At 61.8% G+C, this 17,545-nt stretch carries 10 protein-coding genes; 6 read left to right on the plus strand and 4 right to left on the minus strand.

Annotated elements, in window-relative coordinates:
• Positions 1-1,575: recombinase family protein (locus B9A11_RS11700; RefSeq protein WP_084662803.1), on the plus strand; the 1,575-nt coding region annotated here is incomplete at its 5' end.
• Between the two features lie 237 nt (positions 1,576-1,812).
• Positions 1,813-3,009: an IS256 family transposase gene (locus B9A11_RS11705; protein ID WP_058248232.1), complete on the plus strand. Its 1,197-nt coding sequence runs from the start codon at positions 1,813-1,815 to the stop codon at positions 3,007-3,009.
• 685 nt (positions 3,010-3,694) lie between these two features.
• Here the strand turns inward: B9A11_RS11705 and B9A11_RS11715 are convergent.
• Positions 3,695-11,107, minus strand: a complete 7,413-nt coding sequence (locus B9A11_RS11715; RefSeq protein ID WP_143595867.1) for a UvrD-helicase domain-containing protein — start codon at positions 11,105-11,107, stop codon at positions 3,695-3,697.
• A 132-nt stretch (positions 11,108-11,239) separates the two neighbouring features.
• Between B9A11_RS11715 and B9A11_RS21140 the strand changes: the two genes are divergently transcribed.
• From B9A11_RS21140 to B9A11_RS11735, 4 genes are all read left to right on the plus strand, one after another.
• Complete coding sequence (locus B9A11_RS21140) at positions 11,240-11,776, plus strand: hypothetical protein (protein WP_143595868.1); 537 nt, start codon at positions 11,240-11,242, stop codon at positions 11,774-11,776.
• Between the two features lie 403 nt (positions 11,777-12,179).
• Positions 12,180-13,190 carry a tRNA dihydrouridine(20/20a) synthase DusA gene (gene dusA / locus B9A11_RS11725; RefSeq protein WP_370736541.1) on the plus strand — a complete coding sequence of 337 codons (1,011 nt, stop codon included), beginning with the start codon at positions 12,180-12,182 and terminating at the stop codon, positions 13,188-13,190.
• A gap of 2 nt (positions 13,191-13,192) precedes the next feature.
• Entirely contained in the window at positions 13,193-14,008 is an 816-nt protein-coding gene (locus tag B9A11_RS11730; RefSeq protein WP_058248237.1) for a sulfite exporter TauE/SafE family protein, read from the plus strand.
• A 154-nt stretch (positions 14,009-14,162) separates the two neighbouring features.
• Positions 14,163-15,290 (plus strand): calcium-binding protein, encoded by a 1,128-nt coding sequence (locus B9A11_RS11735; RefSeq protein ID WP_058248238.1) that lies wholly within the window; start codon positions 14,163-14,165, stop codon positions 15,288-15,290.
• 2 nt (positions 15,291-15,292) lie between these two features.
• On the opposite strand, the gene B9A11_RS11740 is transcribed toward B9A11_RS11735, so the two are convergent.
• The 3 genes from B9A11_RS11740 to ccmI form a co-directional block, all read right to left on the minus strand.
• Complete coding sequence (locus B9A11_RS11740) at positions 15,293-15,526, minus strand: DUF1289 domain-containing protein (RefSeq protein WP_058248239.1); 234 nt, start codon at positions 15,524-15,526, stop codon at positions 15,293-15,295.
• Positions 15,527-15,536: 10 nt separating this feature from the next.
• Positions 15,537-16,007: a Holliday junction resolvase RuvX gene (gene ruvX, locus B9A11_RS11745; protein ID WP_058248240.1), complete on the minus strand. Its 471-nt coding sequence runs from the start codon at positions 16,005-16,007 to the stop codon at positions 15,537-15,539.
• A gap of 131 nt (positions 16,008-16,138) precedes the next feature.
• Entirely contained in the window at positions 16,139-17,371 is a 1,233-nt protein-coding gene (gene ccmI, locus B9A11_RS11750; RefSeq protein WP_058248241.1) for a c-type cytochrome biogenesis protein CcmI, read from the minus strand.
• Positions 17,372-17,545 lie beyond the last annotated feature (174 nt).

The raw sequence follows: 17,545 nt of genomic DNA on the forward strand, positions 1-17,545 counted from the left end.
GGGCCGAATTTCATGAGCAAGACGAAGAAGTTTCGCGGATCCGGGGCACGTGCTTTTCTTTACCTGCGCGTGTCATCGGGCAAACAGGCAGCGAAAGAGCTTTCGGTTCCCGACCAGCGGAAGCAGTTGCGGGCCTATTGCGAGCGCGAAGGCTGGGAAATCGCCAACGAATATGTCGAGACCGGCAGCGCGTTCCATGGACACCGACCGATCTTCGACGAAATGATCGAGGCGGCGAACCATGGTAGCGAGCGCGTCGATTTCATCGTGGTGCATTCCTTCAGCCGCTTCTTTCGCGATGCCGTGGAGGCGGAACTCACCCTTCGCTCGCTCGAGAAGCGCGGCACCACCCTGATCAGCATCACCCAGGATTTCGGGGACGATGAGGGCGGGCAACTGGTGCGTCGCTTGCTTATGCTCTTCGATGAGCACTCGTCGAAGGAGACCTCGAAGCACGTGCGGCGGACGATGACCGAGAATGCCAAGCAGGGGTTCTGGAACGGTGGTCCGACCCCATTTGGCTTCAGGACCTACGTCGCCGAGCAGCGTGGTCAGACTATAAAAAAGAAGCTTGAAATCGCGCCGGACGAGGCGGATCTGGTAAAGATCATCTTCGATCTTTTCCTGACAGGGGACGGCTCGTCGGGCCCGATGGGCGTCAAGCGGATTACATCCTGGCTGAACGAAAATGGATATCGGACACGTCGCGGAAGCAAGTGGAGTATTAAAGTCGTACACCAACTCTTAACGTCTACGACCGTGAAAGGCGAATTCGTATTCGGAAAAACCAGGGACATCGACAATACGGTAACGGTGTCAGTCCCGGAGATAATCAAGCCCTATGACTTTGATATTGTCCAACGGATGCTGAAAGCGCGTGACCCGAAAAAAACGCCGCCCCGGGACACTACCAGTGACATCCTGTTGTCGAAGATAGCATGCTGCGGTCATTGCGGTTCGGGCATGACGATCGCGACCGGCAAAGGCGGGCGCTATCGATATTACAAGTGCGGCGGGGAGATGAAGAAGGGGAAAACCTTTTGCCCGGGGATGATCGTTCCCATGGATCCGTTCGACACGCTGATCATCGACGAGGTCAGCGACAAGCTGTTCACCAAAGATCGAATGCAGGAAATGCTGGCCGGTCTTATGGAGCGCCAGGCGGCAAAGCGGCTGGACAACAGTGGTCACCTCGAGCGGGTCACTTCGGAGTTCCATGAAGCGGAGCAAGGGTTGAAGAGAATCTACGGGGCCATCGCAACCGGCGTGCTCGACTCCAGCGACCCGACGCTTCAGCAACACATCGCGGACGCGAAGGAGCGCAAGGACTTTGCCCAGGCCGCCCGCGACCGCGCCCTTGCCGAACTCGCACCAGAGACGGAAATCACGGACAAGAGCATCGAGCGGTTCACGGACTTCGTTCGCGAGCGGTTGAAAGGCGGCGACACCCAGTTCAAACGCGCATACCTCCGCGCTGTCATCGACAAGATCGTCGTCAACGAGAACACCATCAAAATCGTCGGGGCATCCAGTTCCCGGCGTCACTCGAACGTGAGAGCGAGCGCCGTTCACTGACCAAGCTGCACTGCTGGTCTAAAGGACGACTTCAATTCATCATCGTGAACGATGTCACCGCCGCAGCGTTCCTGCTGAGATTGATCCAAACGCGGCTCTGGGTGCGGCGCGATCTGATAGTGCCCCGGGGCGTGGTGTAGGAAGCCGCGGGCGACGCCACAGGCGACGCTGGCGGTCACCGTCGATCTTCAGAGAAGGTTTGGGTTGCAACACCTGAAACCAGAAACGGAGACGACGATGACCGACGATAGAATGGCGCTGATCGAGTTGGTTGAGAAGCAGGCCGATGGCGATCTCGTACGCGAGATGCTGGCCTTCGCAGCTGAACGCATCATGGAGGCCGAGATCGAGGCGCGGACCGGCGCGGCCAAGGGCACGCGCTCGCCCATGCGCGAGGCCCAGCGGAACGGGTACCGAGAGAGGGATTGGGACACGCGTGCCGGTCGGATCGCGCTGGAAATCCCTAAGCTGCGCAAGGGCAGCTATTTCCCCAGCTTCCTCGAGCCCCGCCGGACCGCAGAGAAGGCCTTGGTAGCCGTGATCCAGGAAGCCTATGTTCATGGCATTTCCACGCGGTCGGTCGATGATCTGGTCAAGGCCATGGGCGCCGGGGGCATGTCCAAGAGCCAGGTCAGCCGGCTGTGCATGGACATCGACGAGCGGGTCGACGCCTTCCTGGCCCGCCCCCTGGAAGGGGCGTGGCCCTACCTCTGGCTGGATGCAACCTACCTCAAGGTCAGGGAGGGCGGACGGATCATGAGCAAGGCAGTGATACTCGCTGTAGCCGTGAACGAGGACGGAAAGCGTGAGGTCTTGGGCGTCGCCACCGGCCCATCCGAGGCGGAAACCTTTTGGACCGAGTTCCTGCGCAGCCTCGCCGACCGGGGTCTGAGAGGGGTGAAATTGGTGATTGCAGATGATCACAAAGGGCTACGCGCCGCGGCCCGGCGGGTCTTCAACGCGACCCAGCAACGGTGCCGCATCCACTGGATGCGCAATGCCCTGGCGCATGCCCCGACCAAGCAGCGCACCGCGGTGGCGGCCATGTTGAAGACGATCTTCGCCCAAGAGAGCAAGTCCGATGCCGAGGCCCAATGGGCCATCGTCGCCGACGCCCTGCGCGAGAAACGGCCCAAGCTCGGAGCCCTGCTGGATGCCTCGCGCGACGATGTCCTCGCCTACATGTCGTTTCCTCGCGAACACTGGACCCAGATCGCGTCCACGAACCCGCTGGAACGGGTGAACCGAGAGGTGAAACGGCGTGCGGATGTCATCGGGATCTTTCCGAACGACGCCGCCATCGTTCGGCTCGTCGGCGCACTGATGCTCGAGACCAACGACGAGTGGGCCGTGGCGCGGCGATATATGAGCCTTGAAACCCTGGCCCGCGTCACCGACAATCCAACCGTCAGGTTGCCCGCCGTGGCATCCTGATCAGACCTGGACTTCTCCGAAGGTCGGCGCTCCTACACCACGCCCCGGGGCACTATCCGCGATCTCACGGTGAACGCCGCGAAGCCGTTTTAATTGGCATCCAGAATGCCGGGTGATGGGCATACGAGGAGCAACATTGTCAGATTGCAAGTGCTAAAGAGGCGCAGCTCCGCGCGTGTGGGTAAAGATCTGTGAACCGGGAACTGCGATGCTTTCCAATACTTTCAGGGTGTATCGGTAAGGGCGGGGCGACTGGCAGCCTATGTCTTCTCAGACGGAGTAGAGCCGGTATCAGCCTCGGCAATCCCGTCGGGGTGATCACTTGAACTACTTAGGTGGCCGGTCGCACTATCCTCGTTCTCGGTGTCGAATACATCCAGATCAAAATCCGGCGGGACAGTTGCACGGCATTTCAGAAATGTCTCTTTGAAGCGCTCATCATCCTCTCTCTTGGACATTTGTGGTCACGTTCCTTTTCATGTCGGCTTGGTTTGCCAATCCTGGTCGACACCATGGTACTTCATTTTTCGACGCGGGGATATCCTCCGTCAACGCCTCGGCCGCCCCGTCGAGCGGAGCGCACGATAGAAAATCCGAAAATCGAGCACCTGCTGAGGCCCGCCTTGGCGTTGTCACCTGCGACCGCATCGGACACATTTCTGGTCGTTTCCGCCAGCCTCGGACCTCAGCGCAGAACCCCTTCCACCAAGACCACATAGCCCCAACCCTGCGCAGCGACCTTGGGGCAGGGCTGCGCACGATCATCCGGCTTGAGCTCGTAGCGGATCACGGCGCTGACTTTCAGATCCGTGACATCGCCGCCGTGCCCAACGGCCTTGGACGGCGACCCAATCTGACGTCTTTCGCCCGTTCCGGATCCGTGGATCAGGGCCATTCCCGCGCGATGGCCGGGCGTCCCAATGCTGATCGGATCACCGACTGACACTGAGGTCTCAATGTAGACCTGGGTGCGCTCAGGGTCTGCATTGGAGTTTGACCGGTTCATCGACCAACTGATGAAAACCTCTTTCGGTGTTCCGGTCAGGATACGGCCACCGTCCTGCGCGCCCTTGAAGTGTGCGATCGTCTTGCCCGCCCAGGCAAGCTCGCGATCACCAAGGTGAAAGACCAACCGGGACTTCGCCCGGGTCAACGCTACGTAGAGCAGCCGCGCCTCTTCTGCCGCATTCGCCTCGATCTCTGTGCCGCTGCCGCCGAACGACATCCTGGACGGCAGCACCACGACGTTGTCGTATTCAAGCCCTTTCACTTTGTGGATCGTGGAGACGAGGATCTCGCCCTCAGGACGCGTAGCGCCGAGGAGGCGCTGCAATTCGTCGCTCCGCAGATCCTTCAGGAACTCGACCAGCGTCGAGAGGTAAGGGAATACGGTCTCTTGCGCACAGAGGTCCCATAAGACGGAGAGATCCGGGTCCATTCGGCCTCCGGCACGGGTTTCTGGAATGTCCGTCTCCGCGTGAAAGGTCTCCAGAAGTCGCGCACGCAGCGGATCGGTGAGAGCCTGGTCCTGCTGCGCGATCTCGCGTTCCAGAAGGTCCAACCAGAGAGCGACATGACGAAGCGAGCGTATCGCGATGTTCTCGCTGCTCTGCACGGTGACGATCGGGAAGATGCCAGAGAGTGCCCGATGGACGCTGGCCACCTCGTCGTTGGACCGGCAAAGGACCGCCAATGAACCCGGGTTCTCCGAAAGGAGCCGCTGACTGGTGGCGCGAACCTCCTGCAGCGTCCGCTCCCAACTCCAACCTTGAGCATCGACACGCTCCACCGTTCCCGATGGTGCCCCGTCAACGGCGCGCAGTCGGTCGGACTTGAGACGCCGTGACTGGGTCCGACGGCCGAAGAAGCCGTTGATCATTTCCTGGCTCTTCTCGACGATCTCCGGACTGGATCGGAAATTTACCCCCAGCGTCAGCTCGGACAGATGCTCGCCGCCAAAGTCCGCCCGGAAACGCCCAAAGTAATGGTCGGCGAATACGCCTCCGGCTTGAACCGCAGGGCGTCCCCAGGCCACGTGGGCAGGCTTGCGGTTCCATCGTAGGATGTCCTGATCGTCATCGCCGATCGCCATGATCCCGGCGCGGTCCCCGCTCCCTGCATGGAGCGCACGGATGATCTCGTAGACCTCATCGTTGACGTCTTGGAACTCGTCTACCAGCAGCGCCCGACACTCGCCCGCCACCGTGGCCCTGAATGCCACATCCTGTTTCAGCCTGCGGGCAAAGGTCGGCAGGAGCTCTTCGGTTGCCGGCGGTGTCGTTTCGCCCAGATAACGCATCGCGAGACCATGGAAAGTATGTACCCGAACGCGGGATGCGTAGGCCGCGTAGCCGAGCGAGCGGAACAGGTCCCGGACCCGCTTGCGGATCTCGAAGACCACGGCACGGTTGAAGGCCAGTACCATGATCTCCGAGGGTTTGACGTGTTGCTCGCGGATGAGGTGGGCGATCCGCCCTACGAGAACGGAGGTCTTGCCAGCGCCTGGTCCTGCATTCACCAGTAGGTGGCGATTGTAGGGGTACTGCATCGCCTCCCATTGCGCCTTTTCCGGCGAGTCCCGGTAGAAGTCGAAGAACTCCGTTGCACGGGTTGCGCGCAGCTGGTCGCGCTTTTCGGCGAAAACGCCTGTTTCGTCTTCGATCTCACCCAGTTGCTCGTCGATAAAGCCCTTGAGCGCATCCACGTCAGCGCAGGCGAAATAGCCCGGCACGAACCGATCCCGCGCCTCCTCGGGCAGGTTGGCATGGACCTCCATGCCGAAAATCCTGGTCTCTGCGAAGCGGTTGACGCTGTCGAGCTCCTCGACCAGATCGGGATACTGCCCCAGACCCGGCAGGCGATCCTGATGCTGAAGAATGTAGGACGGTGGCAACAGGTCGGGTGAGGTGCTCACAAGTCCAAGCGAAGACAGCAGGCGGATCAAACTGGAGAGATCCGAGGCGTGGAACGTCCCTGCAGGATGGGCTTCCTGCATTCCGCTGATGATGTCTGCGACCTCGAGGCTCCCATCCTTCGTGTCTTTGGGAAACAGGCGCAGAAGGGCGGCGGCCTGAGGCAGAAGGGAATCGAGTTGCTGCGCTGCGATCCAGCGTGCGGCATCCGGCAAGCCTGCCTGCCAGTATAGGTGATCGTTTTCGGGGTCGAGCCCCTGCTTGAGCCGGATTCCGACAACCCGTGCCAGGGTGCGGAAGCCATTGATGTAGTTGCGCCGAAACCGGTCTTCGCGCAGGATGAGTTCGACCTGCTCGCGGGTCTTCTTCGGGAGATTTCGAACCTCGGGATCCACCAGCTGGAACGGCTCGGGATCGTACCAGTCGTTTGGATTGAAGCGGAACGTGGCCCTGCCGTGCAGTTCGCCGAGCAACCGGCGCACCGCAGCCGCGACCCGCTCCATCAGGATCTGAACCTTTGCCTCGCTCTCGGACAACATGGGCCGTGTCCTGAAGTCGATCAACCAGACAAGGGTTAGTGCCTCGCGGCGCGCGAGGTCCGCGATTACAGACATGGCCGCGTCGAGACTGTCGAGCCCACAGTGACGCCGGATTCCGGAGAGGTTGATGACAGCCTCGCGTTCCCCGGAGTGCTCGCCCTTACTGCCGGTCCGCAGACCGACGCCAAGTGAGAGCCTGCGCATCAGGTCAGGGAGCGCGGATTCCTTTTCATTCACCGTGCCGGACGTCGCTTCCAGAATGGCCGTTGCCGCCTTTCCCGACCGGCTGGCCTCCTCGGACGCTCGCTTCAACCGATCAGGGGAGAAACGAATTTTTATCAGGTCTGGCACCATGCCTGCCTGCGAGAGATGCTCTGCCTCCTCCAGCCAATAAAGCGCTAAGCGTAGGCGCGTGGCATCACTCCGACGTTTCGCTGGTGTCCGGTACGGTTCGGTGGAGAAGCCATCCTGGGGAACAATAGCTATTTGGCTGTCTCCGACGGTCTCAACAGCCTCAAGGATGCTTCTCTCTATCTGGTCGATCTGCGGCACTCCCAGCTGGTTATCGGCCCGCATGCTCCGGATCGCTTCGAAATCCTGCGCCGAGTACAGCATCAGTGCGTCGAGTCGATCGAGCCCTGCCTGCTCGCGCTCTCTGATCCCGCGCCCAATCCGGCCCACCTCCTGCAAGTAGTCCTCCAGGTATCCGGGAGACGCCAGATGCACGACCCAATGGATGTCTGGAATGTCCATCCCCATCCCGAAAGCCTTGGTCGCCACCAGAACGTCGAAGTCACCGTTTCGAAAGCGATCGTAGATGTCCTCCCTTGTGGCACCATCGAGACCGGCGTGGAAGCTCTCGACTTCCCGACCGATCTCACGCGTCAGCTGCTCAGCCAGCGTGTCAGCATGAGAGCGAGAGAGGACAAAGACCAGTACAGCGCTGCGCTGTCCGGTCTTCTCGACATTGCTGCGAGCAGTTCGTAGGACCTGCACAAGTTCCGGAACCCGTTCCTGCAACGCCCTGCCATCTTGTTCGAAAATGTTACCCTGCAGCTGGTGCGCGCGGACACGGATATGCCCGCGCAACGGGCTGACCTGGGTCGTAGGATCTGGACATATCGCAAGCGGCAACCGGTCCGGATCTTTCGACCTGCGCTTCAACAGACCGCGCATCCGCCGACGGTCTGAGGCTGTGAGGGTAGCCGATAGCAGCAGAACCGGCGTCGGGTCCGGAAGGCGACCAGTCCGCAATTGCCTCATCAAGAAGCTGAAGGCGAAGAAGTAGTCGGGGCGGAATTCATAGCCCCACTGGTTGATGCAGTGTGCCTCGTCAAAGACAATGTATTCCAATCCACCGTCGGACTCGATCCGGCGCAGCAGCACGTCGACGAAACCGGCCACGCGAAGCCGTTCCGGAGCGACATAGAGCATCACGATCCGCTGGTCGAGAACGCCTTGCAGGACCTCACGTTGCTCCTCAGAGGACTGGTCACCGCTCAAGAAGTCCACGGACTCTTCGAAGCCCTGTTCATGAAGGCGCAGAACTTGGTCCCGCATCAGCGCCCGTAACGGCGAGATCACAAGGGTGAGCCGCCGGTTGCGCAGACCACGGGCCAGGGCCGGGACCTGGAAGAGAACCGATTTGCCCTCGCCAGTCGGCAGGGTGACCATCACGTCAGCTCCGCAGTCGCGAATATGTTCCATTGCCTGAAGCTGCGTCGGCTTGAACCCAGTTACAGGATTGTTGCCGGCTGCGCCGGACGGCTGCCAGTGCGTCACCAGGAAGTGCTCCATCGCCTCCATCCCGGAGGGGGCTTCTTCCCTTACGATCTGCAACGGTGCGAAGACAGTATCCAGTCGTTGGCTCTCCTCGGCGGTCCAGGGAACGAGTTCCACTGCAAGCCACTTGAAAGCACCTCCTGTCAGGTGTCGGGTGTCCTCCAGTCGGGGGTCGAGCAGTATGGGAACCTTGGTGCTCTCCGCCAAGGCGGTTTCGCGCAGCCACGGCCGCAGCCACTTTCCTACCCTCTTGTCGATCCCGTCGAGCACCATGGATGTGGAAAACTCGCGTGGGCCTTCATCCTGCCCCTCATCTTGCTCGACAATGGCGGGAGCCTCCAGAGCGTACCACTCCTCAAGAGGGGCCGCATCGACGACCGGCTGGAGGGTAATGCCGAGATCTGTCGCCAGCGCGATCCAGTCTCGCCAGGCATCGAGACATGCGACGAGGCAGTACCCGTTGGCCGCTGCCCGTTTCAGGTGTTCGCGGCGGCTACGATGCTGGGGCTGTTTCTCTCCCAGCCCCAATTCGGCCAGCGCCGTTTCCAAAAGGTTCAGCATCTTTCGGCTGCGGGTGCTGCCGACGAGCAGGATCGGTACCGTTTCGCTTTCACCGGGCAGGCTACGCAGCGTCGCCAACTGTTCCAACCAGTAGCCGGCTTGCGTCCGGGAGCCGGGATCGCGCACTGTTGACTGGCGAGTAACTAACAGTGGTCTGCTCGTCTGCGGGCTGTGTGGTTCCTTTATCGGCGTCACCGTCTTTGGCACGGTGATAGTGTGGAAGCTTCGCCAGCTTCCGCCCATCTCCAGCCGGTCCGCTGCCGGATCTCGCACAGCCCAGCCTGTCCCGTCGGCAAAGCCCAACAGAAGAGTGCGTTCGCGGATCGGGGCTTTCGCAAGAACCCAAGTGGAAGCGTCTGCCCGCGCAACGATCATCCGTTGACCGTCATCGGGCAGCACGGCTTGCCCTGACCACGTTTCTCCCTGCGTCCACCACTGCAGCGACGTGGGGAGCGGGGATGCCCTGCAGCCGGCCTCCGTGTCCGGAAGGCCTGTGGCACCATTCAGCGCGGCCTCCAGCCAGGGCAGCCGCTCCGTAAGCCAGCCAGGAACCATGTTGCGACGAACGGAGATCCCTTGAGCCTGCGCACGTAGTAGGACCGCCATCAGCACCTCGACCTCGGGCGTCTGACGTTGCGCTGCCGTCATCCCGGCGAACAGGTGTATCGCTTGGATTTCCAGGAAACCCGGATCGAGCGGGGTTTCCGGGTCGGCGGGCGTGACCACGTATCCGGGTACCCAGTCCAGCAGCCGCAAGAGCCGTTCCGGAAGGAGTAGGGGATGCTCGCGATCAACTGTCTTGAGGACGTCGGGCGTAGCTCGGGCGACAGAGAGGTCGCCGGGCCCTGCATCAACGATCAGTGTGAAAAGCTCCTCCGTCGAGTTGCAGCGTCCGGTCAAGATCGCCTCGTGCAGCGAGGTGTTGAAACGCTCAACTTGGCGACGGAAGAGATCGAGTGCCGCCCGGGCATCGGCATCAGCTGTATGATCTCCGCCAAGAGCATGGGACAGCGCTTGAGGCTCGAGCAGGAAGGCGACCAGGAGCGTGTCCCAGACTGGGGTTCCAGGGAGGGTAGGTACAGCACGTGACAAGATGGGCCAGTCCCAGCCGATCGCGTTGTGCCCGACCGCCAGTCGGGCCTTCGTCATGGTGCTTACCAAGTCGGGCAGCCCCTGTTGGAGGCTCTCGGTCAAGCTGTCCCCCTCAAGACGCATACTGCCGCGGTGATCGGCCTGTCCGAGTTGATGGATCCGCACCCCGTCCGTCTCGAGATCGACCGCCAGCACGGTGGTCTCCAGTAACCGTCCCGCCAGCATGGGATCGTCTTTCAGCGCCATCTCGATCGCAGAAGGATCGCGCGTCCAGCATTCCTGCACGCGTGCCTGATCCTCATCCGAGAGCGAGTGGTACAGAACGACGCCTGCATGCGGATCGCATAGCGCAAGATCCCGCAGGTCGTCGATTTGCAGCAACTCCTTCTCCAGCAGGCTTATCAGCCAAGACAAAAGCGTTCGTGGCACAGGGGCTTTGGAGGCCAGCCATCGCCGTGCGAAAATAGCCTCGTGCCCCCACTTGCCGCTCAGCCAAGTGACCCGGAAGCCATCGGGGTCGTCAGCGCTGCCCAGAGCGGCCCAATCGAGCAGGTTGGCCTTATGCTCCTCGGTCAACGTCGCAACCTTGTCCCGAGATCTCAGGGCTTGCGCCCACTCCATCCGGGGCGCGCAAACTGCCGCGAGCTGCTGTGGCGCGAAGAAAGCCAGCAATGCGGACAGGTCGGCGGCATCCGACACCGGATCAAGAGCTGCCACGAAGGCAAAGGGGCATTCCTGCGCCGCATCGAGGCCGCTGGACAGTTCGCCTGGGCTGAGCGCGGCCAGGGCCTTGGCGAAGACCTGCTGGAGGACGGGATCCTTCAGATCGGCAGGTGGGCGATCATGCCACTTGCGGCGATACCAGCTTGCCCGAAGGGTAAGTTCGATTTCTTTCGTGCCGATCGTCTCGAAGAGATCGCGCCGCATCTGGTCCAGCGCCGTCTGACTGTCAGGTCTGCCCGTCCTTGCCCAGTCCCGACCGTTGACCGATGTCCAGAGCACGGCAGCGGGCTTGGACGGTTCCCGCAGAGTGCTGCCGATTTGACATATCAGCTCGTCTCCTTCCTTCAATGTCGGGAACAGGTCTTGATCGTTCTGCAAGGCAGCCGTGGCATGAAAGAAGATCTGGTCTTGGCTGCCCTCGATTTTCAGAAACCCGAACCCCCTGTCCGAGACGATCGTTTCGACCGTGGCAAAGAAGGGCAATTTCAAAAGCGCCTTCGAAGAAATTGCGGGGAGGGGCGGTCGCTCGTTCTGAGCGGCAAGTGCAGACGTTGGCAATTCAGTATTCTTTATGGGCTGTTACTCAATATTTCAGCGTTGCAGCCAGTACGCTAAACTACAATGAAAAAGCGCACCTCCTGGACCGAATGCAAAAATGTGTGGCCGGAATTAGTGGATGGCGCAATCGGCGGCGACGCATCACGGTCGGACCGCTGCAGGGAGCGCGTCAGTTCCATCAACCCGCTTTGGTCCCGGTGGTATGACAATGAAAAACAAGTTGGCATCCGCGCTGCAGAAGGGCTACAACGCACGCTCAGGGAAGGCGCTGTGGTTGCCCTCGACGCCAAAGCCGTCGGCGTACGAGGGGACGTCTGCAAGAACACCCTGGTTCGTGAAACCGCCACTGCCACTTACAGTAGTTACGGAAGGGATGTCCTACTTCAGGCCGTACTTTTCTGGCTTCAAGATTTGATCGATGACTTTCCAAACCGCCTTTCGGGCTCCTTCATCGCTCACTTCGAATTCAGCTTGGATCTGCCTTCTGAGACACATGCGGAAGTCCGCATCGTTGATGTCTGTACCATTGCCGAAAGCCTCCGCGGCCAGCTTGCGCGCCCGGGTTATGTGACGACTGCGCTGGGCTCCGCTCAAATCTGACAACGAGAAAGATATAGAAATCTCAATGCGATAGCGGTGCCCGTTTTTATCACCTGCGGCCCGCCACGCGACCTAGATTTTCCTTTTTTAATCGTTGTTTGGCATTTTTGATCGCGTTTCCTTGGCGCGTCACGCGGGCAGCCCGCGAGCCGTATATTGGATGCAGTCCTTGGGCGGTTGACACAGAGACGCGGCCTTTTCCGTGGTGTGGTCGTTTTATGGCCGAGGTGAGGTCGTTAGCGGGGGCGGGAGTTCGTTCCCTTAACCCTGCGACAATTGCACAGGCGCGCTCGCATCAGCCCCGAAAAGTTGCTACGGCGTGGCAACTCGGTTCGAACAAGCCGGAAAAACCTGAGTTTTGTCGCAAATTCCGGCAAAATCTGTCGCGCGCAATAGGAGAGGTCTGTTGGAGAATTCAAATATTACAACTGCTTCAAAGGCTGCCCGTCTGAGCGTCGCGCCTATGATGGACTGGACCGATCGGCATTGCCGGTATCTGCACCGGCTGATCAGCCGCCACGCCCTGTTGTATACTGAAATGGTCACGGCCCCGGCTTTGGTGCGGGGTGGGGCGCTGCATTTGCTGGACTACAATCCCGAAGAGCACCCCGTGGCGCTGCAACTGGGCGGCTCGGACCCGGCAGAGCTGGCGCAAGCGGCCAAGCTGGCGGAAAGCGCAGGCTATGACGAGGTGAACCTCAACTGCGGCTGCCCGTCGGACCGGGTGCAATCGGGGACCTTCGGCGCGATCTTGATGAAGGACGCGCCCCTCGTGGTCCAATGCGTCAAGGCCATGCAGGACGCCATCGGCACCGAAGTCACCGTCAAATGCCGTATTGGCGTCGATGACCAAGACCCGAGCGTCGTCTTGCCTGACTTCCTTGAGCAGATGCAAAACGCAGGCTGCACCCGCGTGACGATCCACGCGCGCAAGGCGTGGCTCAAGGGGCTCAGCCCCAAGGAAAACCGCGACATCCCGCCGCTCGATTACGATCTGGTGCTGGCGATGCGGCAGGCGTTCCCCGACATGCACCTGTCGATCAACGGCGGGATCACCACCTTGGACCAGACTGAGGCCTTTCTCGATGCGGGCCTTGACGGGGTGATGATCGGGCGCGCGGCCTATCACAATCCATGGGACGTGCTGGGGCAGGCGGATGCGCGCATTTATGGCGACCCGCGCGACCAGGGCGCCACAGAGGTGGCCCGCGCCATGCTGCCCTATATCGAGCGGCACTTGACCTCGGGCGGCAAGTTGCATCAGGTCACACGGCACATGCTGGGGCTTTTCACGGGCCGTCCCGGTGCGCGGCGCTGGCGGCAGATCCTGTCGACGGGGGCCACGCGCGACGGGGCAGGGCCGGAACTGGTGGAACAGGCGCTGGCGGAACTTGGACCGGAAAAGGCAGACTGACCATGGAACTCTCGACCCTCTTGCCGCTTGTGGGCCTGCTGATGGCGGCGTCGGCCTTTGCCGGGATCCTGGCGGGGCTGTTCGGCGTCGGCGGCGGGATCGTTCTGGTTCCGGTGTTCTTTTTCGTGCTCACGGGGCTGGGTTATGACACGCCGCTGCTCATGCAGGTGTGTCTGGCGACCTCGCTGGCGTCGATTGTCTTTACCTCGATCCGCTCGGTGCATTCGCACAACAAGAAGGGCGCGGTGGACTGGGAAATCCTGAAAACCTGGGCCCCCGGCATCGTCGTTGGTGCGATCATCGGCGTGGCGATTGCGGCGCGGTTGCGGTCCGAAGTGCTCACGGTGATCTTTGGCGTATTGGCCGGTCTGGTGGGGCTGTACCTTGCGTTTGGCAAGCAGCACTGGCGCATTGGCCAAGCGATGCCCGGCGGGATCACCCGCGCCATCCTGTCGCCCATGGTGGGCTTTATGTCGGTGCTGATGGGCATTGGCGGGGGCAGCTTTGGCGTGCCGCTGATGACGCTGTACAACGTGCCGATGCACCGCGCGGTGGCCACGGCGGCGGGCTTTGGCCTGTTGATCGCGGCGCCCTCTGTCATCGGGTTCCTGCTGCTGCCGGTCGAAGGCGCGCCGCCCTTTACCATTGGCGCGGTGAACATTCCGGCGCTGGTGATTGCCATCGCCATGACCATGCTGACCACGCCCTATGGCGCGAAAATGGCCCACGCCTTGCCGGCGCTGACGCTGCGGCGAATCTTTGCGGTCTTTATCCTGATCGTGGCGGCGAACATGCTGCGCAAGGCCTTGGGCGCGTGAATTAAGGCGTCATTGTCGGGGAATTGAAAACAGTTTACGGGTTGCGTGGGTATTGTCTGCCTCACGCGTGGGTGGAGTCGAATTTCTTTCGTCTTTCCGGACAGTTGTGGTATGGTTAACGGATTGTTAACTATTCAAGCGCAGGTGTCCGCCCATGCTGTATCTTCTGACGATGTTGCCCTTGTTGATGCTTGGGGCCTTGGTGGACGTTGGCGGCCATGATGACGATGAAACGGAAACACCGGTAGAGCCGGTCGACCCGCCCCAGCCGACCTCTGGCGATGACGTTCTGGACCTGACCGATGGTGATGACACCTTGGCGGCGCTCTATGGCGACGATCTGGTCTATGCGGGCGACGGAGACGACTCCGTCGATGGCAACGGCGGCAATGACACGCTGCGCGGGCAGGGCGGCGACGACCACCTTGGCGGCAACCTCGGCGAAGACAAGCTGCTGGGCGGTGAGGGCAACGACACGCTGGATGGCGGGCCGAACAATGACAAGATGGATGGCGACGCGGGCGACGACAGCCTGATCGGCGGCAATGGCGGCGATCTGGGTCACGGCGGCACCGGCGACGATGTGCTGGACCTTGGCGGCGGCAATGACAGCGGCTATGGCCAATCGGGCAACGACACGCTGCTGGGTGGTCTGGGCAATGACCTGCTGGACGCCGGTCCGGGGCTGGACAGCCTCGACGGTGGCGATGGCAACGACACGCTGATCTCCGAGGGTGACAGTGACACGTTGATCGGCGGCGACGGCGACGATGTGCTGAACGTGCAAAGCTATGGCAGCACGACATCGGGCAGCTTGCTGGATGGCGGCGCGGGCAATGATGACCTGACCGGCGGTGGGGCCGATGACACGCTGCTTGGCGGCGATGGTGACGACCAGCTGTATGGCAGCCGAGGGGACGACACCCTGGACGGCGGCGCGGGGGCCGATACGCTGGTGGGCGGCATGGGCGACGACGTGATGACCGGCGGGGCCGGGGCGGACGTGTTCTGGACCGATCTGCCGGTGAGCGAAGGCTCGACCACCATCACCGATTTTGTCACCACCGGGGACGAGGCCGACGTGCTGCAAGTGGGCGTGGGCAGCGATGTGACGCTGGACGATCTGTCGGTTGTCGCAGTGGACGGCACCGAGGACGTGCAGCTGTTCTACACCGATGGCGATGTGTCCACCGAGCTGGCTTATATCACCGGTGGCGCGACCTCTGGCTTTAGCCTTGAGAACGTGGTGCTGGTCGAAGTGGTGACGATCGAAGAGGTCTGACCCTAGCTGTCCGCCAACCGGGCAGCCCGTCCGCCACGACGTTGTTTCAAGAGGCCTTCCCGTGACGGGAGGGCCTTCATCGTTTCGCGGCGCTCCTCGTGGGTCATTTTTGACCAGCGGGTGATCTCGTCGATCGAGCGAAAACAGCCGGTGCAGATGCGCGCCGCCGGGTGGATGACGCAGACCTTGGTGCAGGGGCTTTCGATCTCTTGTCGTTTCCAGATGTGGTCGGTCATGAGAGGTCTCTTAGGTGTTCAGGTGGCGCAGGCGGTCCAGCGCTCCTTGCAGGATATAAGAGGCGGCGACGTGGTCGATCACCTCGGCGCGACGTTTTCTGGACGTATCCGCCTCTAGCAGGGCGCGTTCGGCGGCGACGGTGGACAGGCGTTCGTCCCAATAGGTGATCTGCCCGTCCCAGAGCCGCGAAAAGTTGCGGGCAAAGGCGCGGGTGGCCTGACAGCGCGGGCCTTCGGTGCCGTCCATATTGCGCGGCAGGCCGAGGATGATCCCGGTGATGGCGCGTTTTTGCAGGATGGCCAGAAGGGCTTCGGCGTCGGTGGTGAACTTCTTGCGCTTGATGGTTTCCAAGGGGGTCGCGACCTGCCGCAGGCTGTCGGAGACGGCGACGCCGATGGTCTTGGTGCCAAGGTCAAGGCCCGCGAGCGCCGTCATCGGGGGCAGGGCGGGGGCGAAGTCTGCGATGTCGTCGTGGATCATATCGGGCGCTTTTTGATTGGGGTCACACCGGAGGTTTGATTTTTTTGGGGGGAGGAGGGGGCTCTGCCCCCGCCGCAAAGCGGCTCCCCCGGGATATTTGTAAAGAGAAGAAGACCTTGGGGTTCTTGGGGTTAGTCGGCGACACCCGCGTTTTGGGCGGCGCTGCGGATGGTGGCGAGAGCTTCGGGTTCGTTGGCAAAGACGGTTTGCGCCTCGACCCAGATTTCGGTGGCTTGTTCCATATTGCCCAGCACCGTGAGCGAGGAGATCAGGCGCGACCATTCCTGCGGGGTGCCGCCTTCGGTGGCGAGACGTTCGGAGAGTTGGCCGACCATGCCGCGGATCATGTCCATGCGTTCTTCGCCGGTCAGCTCGGCGGCGGCGGCCACGTCATCGGAGGAGGGGCCGCGCAGCATCGGCGGGGTTTGCGCGGGCAATTGGTAGTCGGAGACCCCGGCGCGGAAGGCCATTTCCTCGATCTGCTGCCGGATCGGCTGGACCCAAGGGGCGTCCGGCGCGCTGTTGCGCAGCAGCTCGTCCCACATGCGAAAGCCGATGTCGGGGCGGCCGGTCTGGGCCATCATCAGCCCGCCGTAAAAGCGCGCGACCTCGTTGCGCGGGTCGATGGAGAGGGTCTTTTCGATGACTTTCTGCGCCTCGGGAGAGACAAAGCCCCCGGCGGCGAGGATCATCATATCAGCCAGGTCGGCGTAGTCCTTGGCGGTAGCATCCTCGCCCTTGAGTTGCACGATCCGGGCTTGGGCCTGATAGGAGGCCTTGTAGTTGCCGATCGCCGCTTCGGAGCGGGCAAGCAGCACGTGGCCTTGCAAATCGTCGGGGCGGTTGGCCACCGCCTCGCGCAGTTTGGTCACCAGATCCATGTATTCGGCGGGCACCTCTGGGTTGGCCTGCGCAGGCACGCGCGCCTCGGCGTCGGCCTGCGAGGGGCGGCTTTTGCGGGCCTCTTCGGCGGCGTCCTTGCGCGCTTGCAGCGGCAGGTCGGGGTAGCCGGGGGCGCCGAGCCAAGTGTACAGGCCAAAGCCCCCGCCCAGCAGCACCAGCGCCATCAGCGCCGACATCACCACAGCGGCGGCGCGCGGCTGGCCGCCGGTCTCGGCCCCGGCGCGCAGCTTGGCATCGGCCGACAGGATCCGGCGCGAGATTTCAACCTTGAGGCGTTCCGCTTCTTCGGCGGGGATCTTGCCAGAGGCGGCATCGCGTTCGATTTCCGACAGCTGGTCGCGGTAGACTTGCAGGTCAAACGCCTCTGCCGGGCCGGTTTCGCGCCGCCCGCGCAGCACCGCCATCACCAAGCTCGCCGTCAGCGCCAGCGTCGCCAAGCTCGTCACAATCCAGAACGTCATGTTGCCTCCCCTTCCGAGTGGTGTTCATCTAAGGCGCATGGCCCTTGGAAAAAAGGGCAAAACGTCGCGATGTCACCCCATGTCGCAACTGCACCCCCAAGTGACGGTTGCAGCAAGGGGCGTATTAAGGAATTTAGGCATTTATCGCCTAAGACCTAGCAGATCGGATTCGAG

The sequence above is a fragment of the Tropicibacter naphthalenivorans genome (genome assembly GCF_900176475.1).
Taxonomy (GTDB): domain Bacteria; phylum Pseudomonadota; class Alphaproteobacteria; order Rhodobacterales; family Rhodobacteraceae; genus Tropicibacter; species Tropicibacter naphthalenivorans.